The 16,285-nt window shown below is 62.5% G+C and carries 10 protein-coding genes; 7 read left to right on the top strand and 3 right to left on the bottom strand.

The window, feature by feature from the left end; translation table 11 throughout:
• Positions 1 to 41: 41 nt before the first annotated feature.
• On the bottom strand, positions 42 to 2,027 hold the full coding sequence (locus tag CG716_RS27750) for an ATP-binding protein (protein WP_094484360.1): 1,986 nt from the start codon (positions 2,025 to 2,027) through the stop codon (positions 42 to 44).
• A 524-nt stretch (positions 2,028 to 2,551) separates the two neighbouring features.
• Between CG716_RS27750 and CG716_RS27755 the strand changes: the two genes are divergently transcribed.
• Positions 2,552 to 3,649, top strand: a complete 1,098-nt coding sequence (locus CG716_RS27755) for a hypothetical protein (RefSeq protein WP_133067037.1) — start codon at positions 2,552 to 2,554, stop codon at positions 3,647 to 3,649.
• Positions 3,650 to 4,554: 905 nt separating this feature from the next.
• Here the strand turns inward: CG716_RS27755 and CG716_RS27760 are convergent.
• Together CG716_RS27760 and CG716_RS27765 are read right to left on the bottom strand one after the other, a co-directional pair.
• Complete coding sequence (locus CG716_RS27760; protein ID WP_234818072.1) at positions 4,555 to 5,298, bottom strand: HAD-IIB family hydrolase; 744 nt, start codon at positions 5,296 to 5,298, stop codon at positions 4,555 to 4,557.
• Positions 5,299 to 5,358: 60 nt separating this feature from the next.
• Positions 5,359 to 7,818, bottom strand: coding sequence for a plasma-membrane proton-efflux P-type ATPase (locus CG716_RS27765; RefSeq protein WP_094484386.1), 2,460 nt, complete (start codon positions 7,816 to 7,818; stop codon positions 5,359 to 5,361).
• A 697-nt stretch (positions 7,819 to 8,515) separates the two neighbouring features.
• Between CG716_RS27765 and CG716_RS27770 the strand changes: the two genes are divergently transcribed.
• From CG716_RS27770 to mgtA, 6 genes are read left to right on the top strand one after another with little or no spacing between them, the layout of a single operon-like run.
• Positions 8,516 to 9,355 carry a slipin family protein gene (locus CG716_RS27770; protein WP_420093236.1) on the top strand — a complete coding sequence of 280 codons (840 nt, stop codon included), beginning with the start codon at positions 8,516 to 8,518 and terminating at the stop codon, positions 9,353 to 9,355.
• Positions 9,352 to 9,630, top strand: coding sequence for a hypothetical protein (locus CG716_RS27775; protein WP_094484364.1), 279 nt, complete (start codon positions 9,352 to 9,354; stop codon positions 9,628 to 9,630). Before CG716_RS27770 ends, CG716_RS27775 begins: the two co-directional genes overlap by 4 nt.
• A complete protein-coding gene (locus tag CG716_RS27780; RefSeq protein WP_094484365.1) occupies positions 9,627 to 12,077 on the top strand; it encodes a phosphoketolase family protein in 2,451 nt (816 codons plus the stop codon). Before CG716_RS27775 ends, CG716_RS27780 begins: the two co-directional genes overlap by 4 nt.
• On the top strand, positions 12,074 to 12,523 hold the full coding sequence (locus CG716_RS27785; RefSeq protein ID WP_094484366.1) for a hypothetical protein: 450 nt from the start codon (positions 12,074 to 12,076) through the stop codon (positions 12,521 to 12,523). Before CG716_RS27780 ends, CG716_RS27785 begins: the two co-directional genes overlap by 4 nt.
• On the top strand, positions 12,520 to 13,569 hold the full coding sequence (locus CG716_RS27790) for a zinc-dependent alcohol dehydrogenase family protein (protein WP_094484367.1): 1,050 nt from the start codon (positions 12,520 to 12,522) through the stop codon (positions 13,567 to 13,569). The genes CG716_RS27785 and CG716_RS27790 overlap by 4 nt, the downstream gene beginning before the upstream one ends.
• 38 nt (positions 13,570 to 13,607) lie before the next feature.
• Positions 13,608 to 16,259: a magnesium-translocating P-type ATPase gene (gene mgtA / locus CG716_RS27795; protein ID WP_094484368.1), complete on the top strand. Its 2,652-nt coding sequence runs from the start codon at positions 13,608 to 13,610 to the stop codon at positions 16,257 to 16,259.
• The last annotated feature ends 26 nt before the right edge of the window (positions 16,260 to 16,285 follow it).

The raw sequence follows: 16,285 nt of genomic DNA on the forward strand, positions 1-16,285 counted from the left end.
GCCTGCAGCATCAACTGAGAACGGATCAAACCAACCCGACTCTAAAACCGGGTGGACTCCGTAACGGGGACTCGCCAGAGGAACTCGAGTTCAGAATAAATGTAGAGCGGAGTCTCTCCTGCCAGAATAGCCGCGTCCCGCTCCTCTTGCAGTTCGGCGAGTCCAAGGTCCTCGGCGCATTTGGCGATAATCTTCGTACGCTGCAACAGATCGGGTGGCAGCAAGACGATCTGTTCGTCGATACGCCCCGGGCGCTTGATCGCACTGTCGATGCGTTCGGCGTAGTTGGTCGCGATAACGAACACGGACTGCTTCTTTTCTCGCAGATCATTGAGTTTGGTCAGCATGCTCGGCGTCATAAATTGGAACATGTCGGCCTGCGCGGCGTACACCGGACTGTCACGATCCAAAAGAAGCCGGTCGATCTCATCGAAGAGGATCACCGTTTTCGACTGAGCGAGGAGCACGTCGAAGATGCGCTTTGCCCTAGCTTCGACATCCGCCTCGCCGCCTCTGATGAAGTCGCTGGGGGACACGATGATTAGGTCGTAATTAAGGGCTTCCGCCATTGCTTTAGCGAAAGAGGTCTTACCGGTCCCTGGGGGTCCGTATAGCAAGATCGAGTATCTGCGCGTTGTGGTGTCGCCGACCGTCGTCCTGGGTCGCACAAAGAATTTGTCAATCCGGTCGTATGCACGGAATTTGCTGGTTGGGTCGAGCCCAAGCATCGGCTCTCGTTTCCGCTTATCGTCCCAAGCTTCCGCGCTCTCGTCGGCGGGCGTTTCCTGTGGCCGAAAGTCCAGGCTCCCAGCAATGCGGGATGCGCGCGCGATGTGCTGCTGCAACATCGCGCTGTAGTGCTGCAAAAAAAGCACAGCTTGGCTGGTGGCCCACAAGTGAATCATGTTGGGTTGGTAGGTGTGTTCGGATTGCCAGCCCCGGAAGACATTGTCGGCGTTATCTGGCTTGACTCGCACCTGTGCGGATCGCGATAACAACCAGTCCGTGTAGGACTGGAGCACTTCGATGCTTCGCGTGAAAAGCGGGACGGCGGTGATCCGCTGAGCGAACTTGAGATCGCACGTTCGAAGGAACGAATTGGCAACCTCAACGCTCTGCGGAAGCAACACCAGTCCGCGAGGTGTGGCGGCCAACGGACGTACGGGCCGCCAATGCGTCGTCATGCTTGGCCCCCTGCCAAGTACGCCGACGACCTGATCGAGCATTGCGTCCGTGATGGCTGCGGGGTTAATCGTCATCAGCCCCTCAAGAGCAAACACGAGGCACGCCGGATCGTATCCACCGTCTCTTATGTCGCTGTTGGATAACTCGGTACGCAACAGATTCAGAAATGCCGTCGGGAGCTTGCTTTGCGGAAGGTCGGCCAAGCCCACCGCATTTACCGCCCGCGCTAGCTGCACCCAACGCAATAGAAGAAATGGATGGTGAACCGGGTAGTCATCGGTTTGTCCGGATGGTTGCAGCACCGACTCGGGGGCGTCTGAGATCTTGGCCAGCCGCTCCTCGGCAATAGTCTTGATCATTGCCCGGTTGGGACCACTCTTATCGCTACCCGCTTCGTCGACGAGTAGACCAGCCGCAAGCAATTCGTAGAGCCACGTCAATGTGAGCGGGTCGTTAGAGCCCCACGTGCCCGACTTCGTCATGGGCTTGCGACCACTGCCAAGCGTATTCGTCAGTGCGGCCACACCACCTCGCAACAGGCCGATCACCTCGGCAGGATCACGCTTCTTTCCTGTACCGGTCCGCACTGCCGGCACGAGGACGCTCTTGGAGACCACACCGTACGCGACCGCAACGGCGTGCAGGATCATCGCCGATGTGCTCTGCGAGAGCTTCTGTTCGGGCTCTGGTTTCTTACCTTCAATCAGCGCGTACGGCCAGCCTTTGTCGCCGAGGTAGTTCTTTTCAAGCGTTCGCAAGGCGCTATCCGCTTGGGCCTGAACATCTTTTACCGCAGCCTGATCCATTGCGTATTGCTGATCGAGGTATTCGCTCGGATTCACGGTAAGTCTCCTTTTGCGGGCGACTCGGGACGCACTGGGTCGCAGGCTGACAAGCCCCCAGATTATGGGTTCGAGCGTTGTCGCTGACGCAAATGACCGTAACCGCTATCCACCCCGAACCAGGATTGCCCTTCGCGCGAAGTCCACAGCTAAAACATTCCATTAGCCAAGCCATCGGTTCACTACCGGCGGCGCAGGTTCAGGGCAACCGGTGTCGTGGCGTACCGCGGCCGCAGGAATACCGAGTGGACGCAGCCGGGCTTTGCACCCGCGACACCGGCCTGGATTTCAACCGGCGTCAACGCCATTGAGGACTCGTCAGGAAGCTAGGAGCTCACGGACCTCAGCTGCGTTCGCCGACGGATCTCGGCCGCGATCTCGACGGCAAGCACCGTGGCAGAAAAAGCCTTCACGAAGAGTCGGCAGCACCCAACTGGCGCCGAAAATTAGGGCCATCTGGGCGCGTCGCGGGCCGAATTGCGTAATTCAGTACGGGCCTGCCGATGATGCGATGAGATATGGACATGGATGTCAAGATCCTTCACCAAGACCTCGGAACAGACTTCAGTGCACCCGATTTGACGGATGAAGATACGGACTGGTCCGATGAGACGCTCGACGTCGGAGAGATCCAGGTCCTGACGGCTCTTCACGACTACGCTGCGGACCCCCCTGGACCTGCGGATTCGTTTCTGATCGTCGACGATGATGTGCAACCGGACACCTGGGTGATTAAAGACATCCCCGACTTACAGGGCGGTTTCTCATACGAGGAGATGCCCATCGTCCAGGTCTTCAACTGGGCGGTCCCGGACTACACCGCTGAGTTCAGGGTCACTCCTAATCTGGCCATGGGCATAGAGCGTGGCTACGCGCTCAGTGGCGTTGTGCGGGAGATTGGGCTGAAACGGGGGACGTTTGGCGATAGCAAGATCCAGCTGAAGACAAACCCTGCGATGAGGGGTCCGGTACAGCGGGTTATGGTTCCCGTTCTTCGCCTTCATTGTCCAAAACATGACGGCTGCAAGGCAAGCGAAGAATACGCGGTACAACAAGCGACCCAGGTCCAGGCCAAGGTGTCCCTAACCGCTGTCGGCGCTGGTGGATCGAATACCACTACCTTCCAATGGTCGTCTCAGTGGGAGACTGCAGACGGCCAATGCCTTCAGTACGTTGTGCCCGCTGAGATTTTCACCGAGTACGGGACACTCATTTACAAGGGGAAGGTGTTCGAGTCCCCGGGTTTAGTATCGCTGACTTCACTCCGTTTCGTCGAAGACGAGCCGTCCAGACAGGAGCTTATTCCCCGAACTGAGGATGGCTGCCAACTTCCATCGGGCGCCATCCAATACGATCGCCACCTGACTAAAAGGGAGGCTGTTAGCGCCGGAGTGCTTGGCCATAGCTTCAAAGCTGTGAAAGCCGCACGCGGGACGCTGACGCTCGGGGTGGCTCAACCCGGATGGCCGTCGCTTAACTTCGAGTATGAACGGACCGTCACCAACAGCTTTACTAGATCCGTCAAGCTGGCCCCTGGTGCCACCTACCTGGCCTACACGGCTGAGCCGCCGGCGGACTCGAACCTCCCGGAGCATGCGGAGATCTTGTGGACGACCCTGTGAGGCTGGACAAACGCGGGCTTTTCAGGCCTGGCTCGAGCCCTTCGGCTTAGCTCGCCCAAACCATGGCGGCGGATGGCGGCGGTCCGTGGCTTACGGCCGGCATGGTGGTGGGCGACACGCTCCTGAGCTTTACCGCTTCGTGAGGCACGTGGGTACGAGCGTTGAATCCCCCCTGCGTTTCCGGAGGCTCCACCGGATGTGAAGCATGGAGCCATATCAGAAGATTCGTTGCGGAGGTATCTGGATGAGTTGCGTGTTCGTGCGGTGCGCACGGTCGGTGAGGTCCGTCAGGCATCGTCAAAGTTTCTATCCCCGGATCACGCCCGATACGTGCCAAGGTGGCAGTGCCGCTGGAGGTACCCGATTGCTCGGTTGCGGCCTGCACTTTTGCGTGCGCGAGACTCTGTCCAGTCGAACCGGCATCGACGAAACAGACGATTTTCACGAAGTCATGTTCGACGCGCTGACCGCTGCGGGCTATTCTGGCCGCCCTGGCGGCCCAACTTCGGCAGAGCGGCTATACGCTCGCTTGTGCGCCGCCTCGTCTGGCAGGCGGAGCTTTAAATTTGCTATTGCTGGGCCACGCCGCCACCTGCTGCCAGCTAACACGCAAACGCAAAGACTTCCGATTTGGGAACGGATTTGGGAACAAAACCCTCCGAAACGGGTCGAAATCGGCAAGACGTCCTGAAACAGACCGAAATGTCAATAGTCATTTACCTGCATAAATGAGACTTAACGGACCTAGCAAACTATTGAGACGACAGCTCATAACCCAGAGGTCGCAGGTTCGAATCCTGCCCACGCTAGCAGCGGAAATGGCCCTCACAGACTTCCCACAGGGCTGCCATCTCATTGGCTTTGGGAACGTATTTGCACATCACCGTCGAGGCCGTTATTGGCCATCAACGTGGCGCCCCGAGTGCCTGCCCAAAAGTGTTCGCAACCTTCGAAATCGTGTCTTCCCACCCGAGGACTTCGATGCAGTCGATACCCATTGCCTTGACGGGATAGTCGTTACCGCCGGGGTCCAACCGGTCGCCGAAGAAGAGGATCTCACGTTCGGTCAGGAGCAGTGCCGACATCAGCTTCCTGGCTCCGTAGGCTTTGTCGATACCCCGCCGAGTCACGTCGATCGACGTCGAGCCTCCGCTCTTGACCTCGAGATCCGGCAGTCGTTGGGCCGCGAACGCACGCAACGACTCTTTTTTCGAATTGTCCGGGTCCCACGCCAATTTCACGTCGACGGGCGCGCTCTGGCCAAGTGCGGAATAAGTGATTTGACTGCCGCGGTCTTCGAATGCTGCTCCCCACGTATCGTCCGTCCAGTAGCCGAGCGTCTGTGCCCCGTCCCGAAGAACGTCGCATGCGCGGTTCTTTTCGTCGGCAGACAGCTTCTCGAAATACACGTCGCTCCAGCCGGCCGCTTCCCACCGCAGGTAACGGGTACCGCAGGTGGGCATCAGATGCAGGCGCTTGAGGTCGGGGAGGCCGTCAAGGTGCCGTAAAACTTGCGCCTCGAACTGCTCGAGGCTTCCGCCAGAAATAATGCACACGTCGATGACTGCGAGTAGGGCACAGAGCATTCGAGCCGTGGCCGGTGAAATGTCGCTCTTCGACGCCGCGAGTGTGCCGTCGAGATCGAACATGACGGCACGGTACGGCTTCATGAGGTCGAGTTGCCGCATTGTCCTACTGCACTATTCGTCTCACGACGATGCCGGGGCGAGGGCCCGAGCTGGTTCGGACGTCTTGGTCGTCTTCTTCGGGGGGTCCAGGATGCGATAGGCAATGAGTTTGACGCGATCGCTGATCAGGAACCACGCCAGGGCGTACGCCCAGACCAGTGCCGCCCATTTCCAGCCGAGTGGGGCCATGAATAGCCCGTAGACGGCGATCAGGGTGGCGATGGTCTGGGTGCCGCAGACCGCGATCAGCAAGATGCGAGCCGGGCGGATCGACCAGAACGGGCCGCGGGTCCGCGTCAAGAAGATGGTGAGATGGCCTGCGACGGAAAGCATTAGGTACATCAGGGTTTGCACGCGCGGATGACCGAGGTCGAACACGCGGTCGCCCAGGTAGAACAGGCCGAACGCCGCGATCGGCCCGATCACGCCCAGCACGGTGGCGATGCCGAGCACCAGCCGCATGTTCCAGGCTTCGGGCTCGTTGCGGTAGTGCACGTTGTCGTACGCGATGGACAGGATGGCGCCGTCGTTCAGCAGGGCGAGCATGACGATCATGATCGCGGTCAACGGGTAGAAGTTGAACACCAGGATGGCGACCGTCATGAAGAGCAGCACCCGCAGCGTTTCGGCGATGCGGTACATCGCATAGCTGTTCATCCGTTGAAAGATCTTGCGGCTCTGCTTGATCGCTTCGATGATCACGGACAACCCCGGAGTCAGCAGCACGATGTCGGCGGCCGCCCGGGCAGCGTCGGTGGCCCCGGACACGGCGATGCCGCAATCGGCCTTCTTCAGGGCGGGGGCGTCGTTGACGCCGTCGCCGGTCATGCCGACGATGTGGCCGCGCTGCTGCAGAACGTCGATGATGTGGTACTTGTGCTCGGGGAACACCTGGGCGAAACCGTCAGCGGTCTCTATCGATTCGGCTACCGCCGCCGACTCGCGCTTCGTGGTGTCGCCCAAGCCCGCGGCGTCGAGGATGTGGGTACCCAGACCGATCTTGGCGGCGGTTTCCTTGGCGATGGCCAACGCATCGCCGGTGACCATCTTGACGGTGACGCCCATCGCATGTGCGGTGCCGATGGTAGCCGCCGCGTCATCACGCGGTGGGTCGAACAGCGGCAGCACACCGGCGAACTGCCAGCCGCCGTCGCCAGTGTCGCCGTCGGCGCGGGCCACGCCCAATGACCGGAAGCCTCGCGCGGCGAAGTCGTTGACGGCCTCATCGACGGCCGAGGAAATCTGTGCAGAATTCGCGGCCAGCGCCAGGATGACCTGCGGAGCGCCCTTGGTGACCCGGAACGTCGCCCCGTCGGCGGCGGTGACGGCAGCCTCGGTGCGCTTGTGCACGGGGTCGAAGGGTTTGAAATGGGTGACGCTGTATGGCTTCAAGACCGTGGCGGCGTCGAGTCCGCCGAGCACCGCCCGGTCGATCGGGTCGTCATTGTCGGCGCGGGAAGCCAGGGCGCCGTCGAGGATCACCGTCGCCGGGGCGACGCCGTCCACGGCTAACGGGGTGCCCAGCGTGAGGGAGTTCTGCGTCAAGGTGCCCGTTTTGTCCGCGCACAGCACGTCCACGCCGGCGAGTTCCTCGATAGCCACCAGCCGGCTGACGATGGCCTGTTTCTTGGCGAGTAGTCGTGCCCCGACGGCCATCGTCACCGACAGCACTGTCGGCATGGCCACCGGGATGGCCGCGACGGTCAGCACCAGGGCGAACTGCAGGGTGGTCAGGACCCGGTCCCCGCGCAGGATCGCCGCAACCACGATGAGCGACACCAGTGCGACCGCGAGGATGATCAGGTAGTTGCCGATCTTGAGCACGGCGCGCTGGAAATGGCTGACCGTGTGTGCGTCCTGGACCAATTCGGCAGTCTTGCCGAAGTAGGTGCCGGTGCCGGTGGCATACACCAGGGCGCCGATCTCACCCTGCCGGATGATTGACCCGGAGAACACCGCGTCACCGGTGGCGCAGGTGGCGGGCAGCGACTCGCCGGTCAGCGCCGACTGATCGACCTCGATCTCATCGCCATCCAGCAGTCGCGCATCGGCGGGAACGATATCGCCCAGCCGCAACCGGATGACGTCACCCGGCACTAATTCGCGTGCCGGTGCATTGACCCACGCGCCGTCGCGGACCACGCGCGCGTTGATCGCCAGCTTGGCTTTGAGCGCCTCGATGGCGTTGCCTGCCTGCCGTTCCTCGGTATAGCCGACCACGCCGTTGGCGACCAACAGCAGCAGGATGATGAAGAAGTCCGGCCAGTGCCCGACCGCTCCCGACAGAATGACGGCGATCTCGATCATCCACGGGATCGGACCCCAGAAGTAGCCGAGAAACTTCAACAGCGGGTTGGTCTTGTGTTCGGCGATCTCGTTGGGCCCATACTGTGCCAGGCGCTTCGTCGCTTCGACGGTGCTGAGCCCGTCGGGCGAATAGCCAAGATCCTTCTGCACCTCGGCTAGCGGGGCCGACTTCAGGCCGGTCCCCGGTTGGGCGTCGCCCGCGGCCGTGCCCTGCGGGGCGTGGGGTGTATCGGTCGTCACGGTGCCCGGTCCGTGCGTGGTAAGTCAGCGGCCGGCTCGGGCCGTGGGCGATCTGATTGGTAACGCCGGAGAAGGCACATCACACTGGCGATCGGAAAGTATTGCGCAGGAGCTGGTTTCGGATTCCCCTGCGAGCCTGCGGAGTTCATGGCGATTCCCGAGGATACGGTGATGACCGACGTGTCCGGCACGAGCATTTGCTCTGCGAGAGTCGGCAGCGGGCAGCCGTCCTCATTCCGGACTGGTTGAGCGTCTCAACATGGGTAACGCTACACCCGTTGGGCGTGACCTGCGGCAGCGCAGGAGCGCCTCAGCCCTGGGAGGGTGCCGTGGGTCTGAACGACACTGCGCCGGGTGGGTCCTAAGAGGTGTAACGTCGAAAGTGCTGAGAATTTCAGCTGGTTCGGGATGAGTTCGGCTGTCCGCTGCAGAACTTGAGGAGCGTTGGCTCCGAGGCCCTTCGTGTGTCGGTGATCGTTTGCGTCAGGATCACTATGACTGTCCCTCAGAATTTCTCCATTCGATCGGCCCTGTTGCAGCAGCCCAGAACGACGACTGCTGCCATCGATGATGGCGCGGCCAGTCCCCAGCGCGGCGCGCCGCGGGATGGCCGGCGATGAAGGCGCTCGGCATGGTGGTCGTTGTGGTCTGCATCCTTGTGCTGTTGGCCGTGGCGATGTCGGTGCGGATCGTGAAGCAGTACGAGGAGGGGGTGTTGTTCCGGTTGGGCCGGGTGGTCGGGGAGCGGGCGCCCGGGTTGCGGTTGATCATCCCGTTCGTGGATGTGTTGCATAGGATTTCGTTGCGGATTGTGACCATGCCGATCCAGTCCCAGGGCATCATTACCCGCGACAACGTCAGTGTGGATGTGTCGGCGGTGGCCTATTTCAAGGTGGTCGACGCGGTGAAGTCGGTGATCGCCATCGAGAACGTCCGCGCGGCGATCGACCAGATCGCGCAAACCACGTTGCGCAAGGTGGTGGGCCAGCACACGCTTGATGAAACCCTGTCTGAAACGGACAAGATCAACCTCGATATCCGCGCGATCCTGGATGTCACCACGATCGAGTGGGGCGTGCAGGTCACCCTGGTCGAGCTCAAGGACATTCAGCTGCCCGAGACGATGAAGCGGGCGATGGCGCGCCAGGCGGAAGCCGAGCGGGAGAAACGCGCGAAAATCATTGCTGCCGAGGGGGAATCGCTGGCGGCGGCCGCTTTGGGTGATGCCTCGGACACCATGATGGCCCACCCGCTGGCGTTGCAGCTACGCAATCTGCAGACCTTGGTCGAGCTCGGGGTGGATAAGAACACCACCGTCGTGTTCCCGGCGCCGTTGATGTCGACCATCGCCGAACTGGGAGCCTTCCTCGCCCGGGAGGGCGCCGCGGCAGTCGACCCCCAGCCGCAACCACCGATCCCTGTTCCGACAGTGGTGTCCAACGGAACCTCGACTACCGGGGGCCGGCCATGACCTTTCTGGTGCAGTTACTGCCACTGTTCGTCTACAGCATCTGGATGGCGCGGCGCATGAGTAAGGGGACATCGGCGGCCAAGCCGGTGCGGCCCACCACGGACAACACCACCGCCGTTGGGCTTGAGGACGACCCGGATCAGTGGCTCGCCTGGACCGCGTTGGACGAGCGCCAGCTCGTCCGATTGCTGACCGATTCGGCACAGGTCAACCGGCCGGCCACGAAAGCCAAAGACAACCATGTTCGTCCGACCGAGCGCGAGGACACCCCATGACGATTACCGCACCGAGGACGAGCACCGCAACGTTGGATCCGGAACTGCTGCATAACATGAACGCCTATTGGCGGGCGGCGAACTACCTGTCGGTCGGTCAGATCTACCTGTACGACAACCCGCTGCTGAAGCGGCCGCTGGCGCTCACCGATGTGAAGCCGCTCGTTGTCGGGCACTGGGGGACCACGCCAGGGCAGAACTTCATCTACGTGCATTTGAACCGAGCGATCACGAAGTACGACCTGGACATGTTCTACGTCGCCGGTCCCGGTCACGGTGGCCCAGCGCTGGTCGCGAATACCTACCTGGAGGGCTCCTACTCCGAAATCTATCCCGACGTGAGCCAAGACGAGCGCGGGATGAAGAGGCTGTTCACCCAATTCTCCTTCCCGGGAGGCATTTCCAGTCATGTGGCGCCGACGACTCCGGGATCAATCCACGAGGGCGGGGAACTCGGCTACTCGCTGAGCCACGCGTTCGGTGCCGCGTTCGACAACCCGGACCTTGTTGTCGCCTGCATCATCGGCGACGGTGAGGCCGAGACGGGTCCGCTGGCCACCGCGTGGCAGTCCAACAAGTTCCTCAACCCGATCGCCGATGGGGCGGTACTGCCGATCCTGCATCTCAACGGCTACAAGATCAGCAACCCCACCGTGTTGGCCCGCATCGAACCCGAGGAACTCGACCAGTTCCTGCGTGGCTGTGGCTGGGAGCCGCGCTACGTCGAAGGCGACGATCCCGAAGACATGCACGAGCTGATGGCCACTGTCCTGGATGAATCGATCGAAGCGATTCAATCGATTCAACGCCACGCCCGCGCAGTCGGCGACAGCACCCGACCGCGGTGGCCAATGATCGTGCTGCGCTCGCCGAAAGGCTGGACCGGGCCAAAGTTCGTGGACGGGGTGCAGATCGAAGGCACGTTTCGTGCACATCAGGTGCCGCTGCTGGTCGACGAGGCACATCCCGGCCACGTCGAACAGCTCGACGCCTGGATGCGCAGCTACAAACCCGGCGAGCTGTTCGATGAAGCCGGGCGCCTGCTGCCCGATCTTGCCGCACTGGCACCCCGCGGGCAGCGGCGGATGGGCGCCAATCCGCACACCAACAGCGGGGTGGTGCGCGACCTCGCCATGCCCGACTACCGCACCTACGCCGTGGCGGTAGCGTCTCCGGGCGCGGTGAACTGCGAAGACACCCGCGTGCTTGGCACGTTTCTGCGCGACGTCGTCCGCCTCAATGACGAGGAGCACAACTTCCGGATCTTCGGGCCTGATGAGACGCTGTCGAACAATCTCGGTGCCGTCTTTCAGGTAACCGACCGGCAGTGGGAGGCCCGCACCGTCGACACCGACGAAGACCTCGCGACACAGGGGCGGGTGCTGGATTCGATGCTCAGCGAGCATCAAAGCGAAGGCTGGCTGGAAGGGTATCTGCTCACCGGCCGCCACGGGCTGTTCAACTGCTACGAAGCGTTTATCCACATCGTCGACTCGATGTTCAACCAGCACGCGAAATGGCTCAAAGTCACCAGGCAGCTGCCCTGGCGGCGGCCCATCGCCTCGCTGAACTACCTTCTCGCGTCGCATGTCTGGCAACAGGACCACAACGGGTTCACCCACCAGGATCCCGGGTTCCTGGACCACGTCGTGAACAAGAAGGCCGATATCGTGCGGGTGTATCTGCCGCCGGACGCCAACTGTCTGCTCTCGGTGGCCGATCACTGCCTGCGCAGCCGTCACTACGTCAATGTGATCGTCGCCGGGAAACACCCGATGCCGCAATGGCTGAATATCGAGGAAGCCGAGGTGCACTGCACCGAGGGCATCGGCATCTGGGAGTGGGCCGGAAACGCTGCGGGCGCTGAACCGGACGTGGTGCTTGGGTGCTGCGGGGATACCCCGACACTCGAAGTGCTCGCGGCGGTGTCGATCCTGCGGGAGCACTTGCCCCAGTTGAAGATCCGCGTGGTCAACGTGGTTGACCTGATGAGATTGCAGTCCGCCAGCGAGCACCCGCACGGCCTCAGCGACCGCGACTACGATGCCCTGTTCACCATCGACAAGCACATCATCTTCGCCTTCCACGGCTATCCCAGCCTGATCCATCGGCTCACCTACCGCCGCGCCAACCGCAATCTGCACGTTCGCGGCTACACCGAAGAAGGCACCATCACAACAGAATTCGACATGCGGGTACAGAACAAGCTGGACCGCTTCCACCTCGTCACCGACGTCATCGACCGGCTACCGCAACTCGGTGCGACCGGCGACAACCTCAGACAGGTCATGGCTGACAAACTTGTCGAACACACCCGCTACATCAATACCCACGGCCAAGACCTTCCTGAAGTCCGTAATTGGACCTGGACCGCAAACCGCCCGGGACATGCGGCAAAACCGTCTCAACATCCTTTTCCGGCAAGAGAATCCGAGGCCTCGACATGATCGTCATCGTCGGCTTGATTATTCTGCTCATCGCTGTGATCGTGGCGGTCACCGGTGTGCTCGCTAATGCTGGGCCTGGGCATCCGTTGGGCGGGAATTTCTCGGTGCTCGGCTACCACGTCACCGGGTCGACGGGCACACTGTTCGTGTTCGGGATCGTCATCGGGGCGCTGGCGATGCTGGGACTGAGCGTGTTGCTCGCCGGCGCTCGGCGCACGGCGGGCCGCGGCCGGGATGCCCGGCTCGAACTCAGGCGCTCCCAGCGCGAGTCGGCATTCCTCAATCGCGACCGAGATCAGCTGCTGGAAGAAAAACGCTCCGGCACAGACGACGGCGCGGCGGTGGCTTCGGCTGCGCCCGTCACCCACACCAACCGGATCCCTCTACTCGATCGCTGGCCGCGCAAGCGGCAATCGGCAGGCACGACCAGGGACCAACGACCTTGAAGGCTCTCGTATACCACGGAGCGGGGGAGAAGGCCTGGGAGGACGTGCCCGACGCCGCCATTCACGATCGGACTGACGCGGTCGTGCGCGTTGACGCCGTCACAATCTGCGGAACCGACCTGCACATTCTGGGTGGCGACGTGCCGGAAGTTACGCCTGGCCGGATCCTCGGTCATGAAGCGGTCGGCACAGTCACCGCGATTGGATCCGGCGTCTGCACACTGGCCGTGGGAGACCGGGTTCTGATCTCGTGCATCACCTCGTGCGGACGCTGTCGGTACTGCCGCGAAGCCCGCTATGGGCAGTGCCTGGGCGGGGGCGGCTGGATTCTCGGCCACCTCATCGACGGCACCCAGGCCGAATACGTGCGAGTACCGTTCGCGGACAACTCCACCCACCCAATCCCGAACGGGGTCACCGACGAACAGATGATCGTGCTCGCCGACATCCTGCCCACCTCCTACGAAGTGGGTGTACTCAATGGCGCTGTTCGGCCCGGCGATGTCGTCGCCGTGGTCGGCGCGGGACCCATCGGGCTGGCTGCCATCCTCACCGCCCAGTTGTTCAGCCCCAGCCGAATCGTCGCGATCGATCTCGCCGACTCACGGCTGGAGGCGGCCCGCAAGTTCGGCGCCGACATCGTGGTCAACAACAGTCGTGACGATCCCGCAGCCGTCATCGCCGAACTCACCTCCGGCCTGGGCGCCGATGTCACGATCGAGGCCGTCGGGACGCCGCAGACATTCGACATGGCCGTGCGGCTGGTTCGCCCCGGCGGACATGTCGCAAACATCGGGGTGCACGGCGCGCCGGCCACCTTGCACCTCGAAGACATCTGGAGCAAGAACCTGACCATCACCACCGGGCTGGTCGACACATACTCGACACCAACGCTGATCGGGCTGGTCGCCAGCCATCAGCTCGACACCTCGCCGATGATCACTCACCGCTTCGCCCTCGGCGACTTCGAAGCGGCTTATGACACCTTCGCCCGCGCCGCCCATACCGGGGCGCTCAAGGTTCTGCTCACGCGGTCGGATAGCTGAAAATTGTTGGCATTGTGGGTATCGCGAGGTGACGGGCAATGAGCCCGACTGCCTTCCGGCAGCCTGGCAGCGCCGGTCAAGTGGCTGCGCCCGAGCTGACGGCTGCACGGGTAGCGGGGACGCCCGTCGACGAGGTGCTCCAGTGGCTTGCCACCTCGGTGGAAGGCCTGTCCGTTGCCGATGCGTCCGCGCGGCTGGCCCGCCACGGCCCCAACGCCCTTCGTACGCATCGGGTTCGTGCGATTGCGGTGTTGGGCAGTCAGCTCCGTAATGCGGTGCTGATACTGCTGGCGGTGACCGCGGCTATCGCTTTCTTTCTGGGCGACAGCACGCAAGCGATCATCATCGGTGTCATCCTGGTGGCTAGTGTCGGCCTGGGTTTCGTCAACGAGTATCGCGCTGAACGCGCCTCCGCTGCCTTGCATTCGAGCGTGCATCATTCAGCCGTGGTGCGCCGCGACGGGCAGTTCTGCAGGGTTGATGTCACTGACTTGGTGCCCGGCGACGTGATCCGGCTGGCGCTGGGTGAAGTGGTGCCTGCCGACATCCGGCTGATCGACGTCAACGGCCTGGAATGCGACGAGAGCATCCTGTCTGGTGAGTCATCGGCGTCGGAGAAATCGACACAATCGGTGAATTCCGGTGTGGGGCTCACCGATTCGAGCGATCTGGCCTTCATGGGGACTGTCGTCAGCGCCGGTGACGGGACGGGGCTGGTGTACGCAACCGGCTTGGATACCCAGTTCGGCCGTATCGCCGCGGGTCTGGGCCAACGCCAGCCCGAGACCGAATTCCAAGCCGGACTGCGCCGATTCTCCTACCTGCTGCTATGGGTGGCGCTGACGCTGACCTTGCTCATTTTGGTCACCAACCTGTTGTTGCGCCGGCCGGTGATCGATTCGGTGTTGTTCGCCCTGGCGATCGCGGTGGGGATCACGCCGCAGCTGCTACCCGCAGTGGTGAGCGCCAGCCTGGCGACCGGATCTCGCCGGCTGGCGAAGCTGAAGGTCCTGGTCAAACGATTGGTGTGCATCGAGGACCTCGGCGATATCGACGTACTGATCACCGATAAGACCGGCACCCTGACCGAGGGCCGGATCAGCCTGGTCGATGCCGTCGACCCGGCGGGCGTGCACGCGGACGGGGTACTTCGGGCGGCGCTGCTGACCACCGATGTCGACGCAGCCTCGGCGGCTGTCAGCGCCAACGCCATGGACGCCGCACTGTGGGAATCTCCCGACGCCACCCGCCTGGCGAGCACCACCGCCCACCGGATCGCCACGTTGCCGTTCGACCACACTCGCCGGGCGGTCTCGGCACTGCTCGACGACGGCGGTGAGCGCTGGCTCGTGGTCAAAGGTGCCCCCGAGCAGGTGATGGCCAACTGCCTGACGACCCCAGCACAGGAGCACCTGGCGGGGTCCACGCTAGATGCATTATTCGCTGACGGTCGCCGCGTGGTGGCGGTGGCCAGCAAGCCGGCGCCGGATCTGACTGCCGTCACTGCGGACGACGAGTGCGGGCTCACGCTTAACGGTTTCCTGGTATTCGCCGACGAGCCGAAGACAGCGGCTCGGGATTCCCTGACGCAATTGTCGGCGTTGGGCATCGAGGTCAAGGTGGCCACCGGCGACAACCCGCTCGTCGCCGAAAAAGTCTGCACTGATTTGGGTTTGGTGTCCAAGGGCACGATCACCGGTGCCGAGATCGATACCCTCGACGACGCCGGATTCCTGCTGGCGGCCCAGAACCACACCATTTTCGCCAGGATCTCACCTGAGCAGAAGGCGCGGTTGATCGTGTCGATGCGAAAGTGTGGGCGCTCGGTGGCCTTCCTCGGCGACGGCGTCAATGACGCGCTGGCACTGCATGCAGCCGACGTCGGGATCTCAGTGGACACCGCTACCGATGTGGCCAAGGACGCCGCCGACGTGGTGCTGCTCGAAAAGGACCTCGGTGTACTGGCCGCCGGTGTCGCCGAGGGCAGGCGGATCTTCGCCAACACCATCAAATACGTATTGATGGGCACGTCCAGCAATTTCGGCAACATGTTCAGCGCGGCCGCCGCCTCGGCCGTGCTGTCTTTCCTGCCGATGCTGCCGAGTCAGATCCTGTTGAACAATCTGCTCTACGACAGCTCGCAACTCGCGATCCCGACCGACCACGTAGATGCCGAGCAACTGCAGGCACCCTCGCACTGGAACATCGCGTTCATCCGCCGGTTCATGCTGACCTTCGGCCCGATCAGTTCGCTGTTCGACTTCATTACCTTCGCGCTCATGCTCGGGCTTTTGCATGCTGGGCCGGTGGAATTCCGCACCGGGTGGTTCGTGGAATCGTTGGCTACCCAGACGTTGATCATCTTCGCCATCCGCACCCGGAAGGTGCCGTTCTTCCGCAGCCGACCCAGCGGTGTCCTGACACTGACAACCCTCGTGGTCGTGGGTGTCGGCATCGTCTTGACCGTCTCGCCGTGGGCCCGGAGTCTCGGGTTCACCACCCTGCCGTGGCAGTTCTACATCGCGCTGGCGGTGATGACAGTGGCCTACCTGCTCCTAGTCGAAGTGACCAAAAAGTTCTTCTACGCTGCCGGGGCGCGCCCGGATAACGCTCCGAAACGCACGCGCGCCCGCGAGCACCGCATCCACCGCCGCGCGGCCCGCTTCAGCCACGCCGGCCGCATCGCGTGAAGCACGCGAGCACAAACGGGCAGAAA

Origin of the sequence: Mycolicibacterium sphagni (genome assembly GCF_002250655.1) — a bacterium.
Classification (GTDB): domain Bacteria; phylum Actinomycetota; class Actinomycetes; order Mycobacteriales; family Mycobacteriaceae; genus Mycobacterium; species Mycobacterium sphagni.

What these genes read in the sequence shown, in the direction of transcription:
- CG716_RS27755 (WP_133067037.1), top strand. Translation starts at nt 2,552, where the DNA reads ATGGATGTCAAGATCCTTCACCAAGACCTCGGAACAGACTTCAGTGCA.
- mgtA (WP_094484368.1), top strand. Translation starts at nt 13,608, where the DNA reads ATGAGCCCGACTGCCTTCCGGCAGCCTGGCAGCGCCGGTCAAGTGGCT.
- CG716_RS27760 (WP_234818072.1), bottom strand. Translation starts at nt 5,298, where the DNA reads ATGTTCGATCTCGACGGCACACTCGCGGCGTCGAAGAGCGACATTTCA.
- CG716_RS27775 (WP_094484364.1), top strand. Translation starts at nt 9,352, where the DNA reads ATGACCTTTCTGGTGCAGTTACTGCCACTGTTCGTCTACAGCATCTGG.
- CG716_RS27780 (WP_094484365.1), top strand. Translation starts at nt 9,627, where the DNA reads ATGACGATTACCGCACCGAGGACGAGCACCGCAACGTTGGATCCGGAA.
- CG716_RS27770 (WP_420093236.1), top strand. Translation starts at nt 8,516, where the DNA reads ATGGTGGTCGTTGTGGTCTGCATCCTTGTGCTGTTGGCCGTGGCGATG.
- CG716_RS27785 (WP_094484366.1), top strand. Translation starts at nt 12,074, where the DNA reads ATGATCGTCATCGTCGGCTTGATTATTCTGCTCATCGCTGTGATCGTG.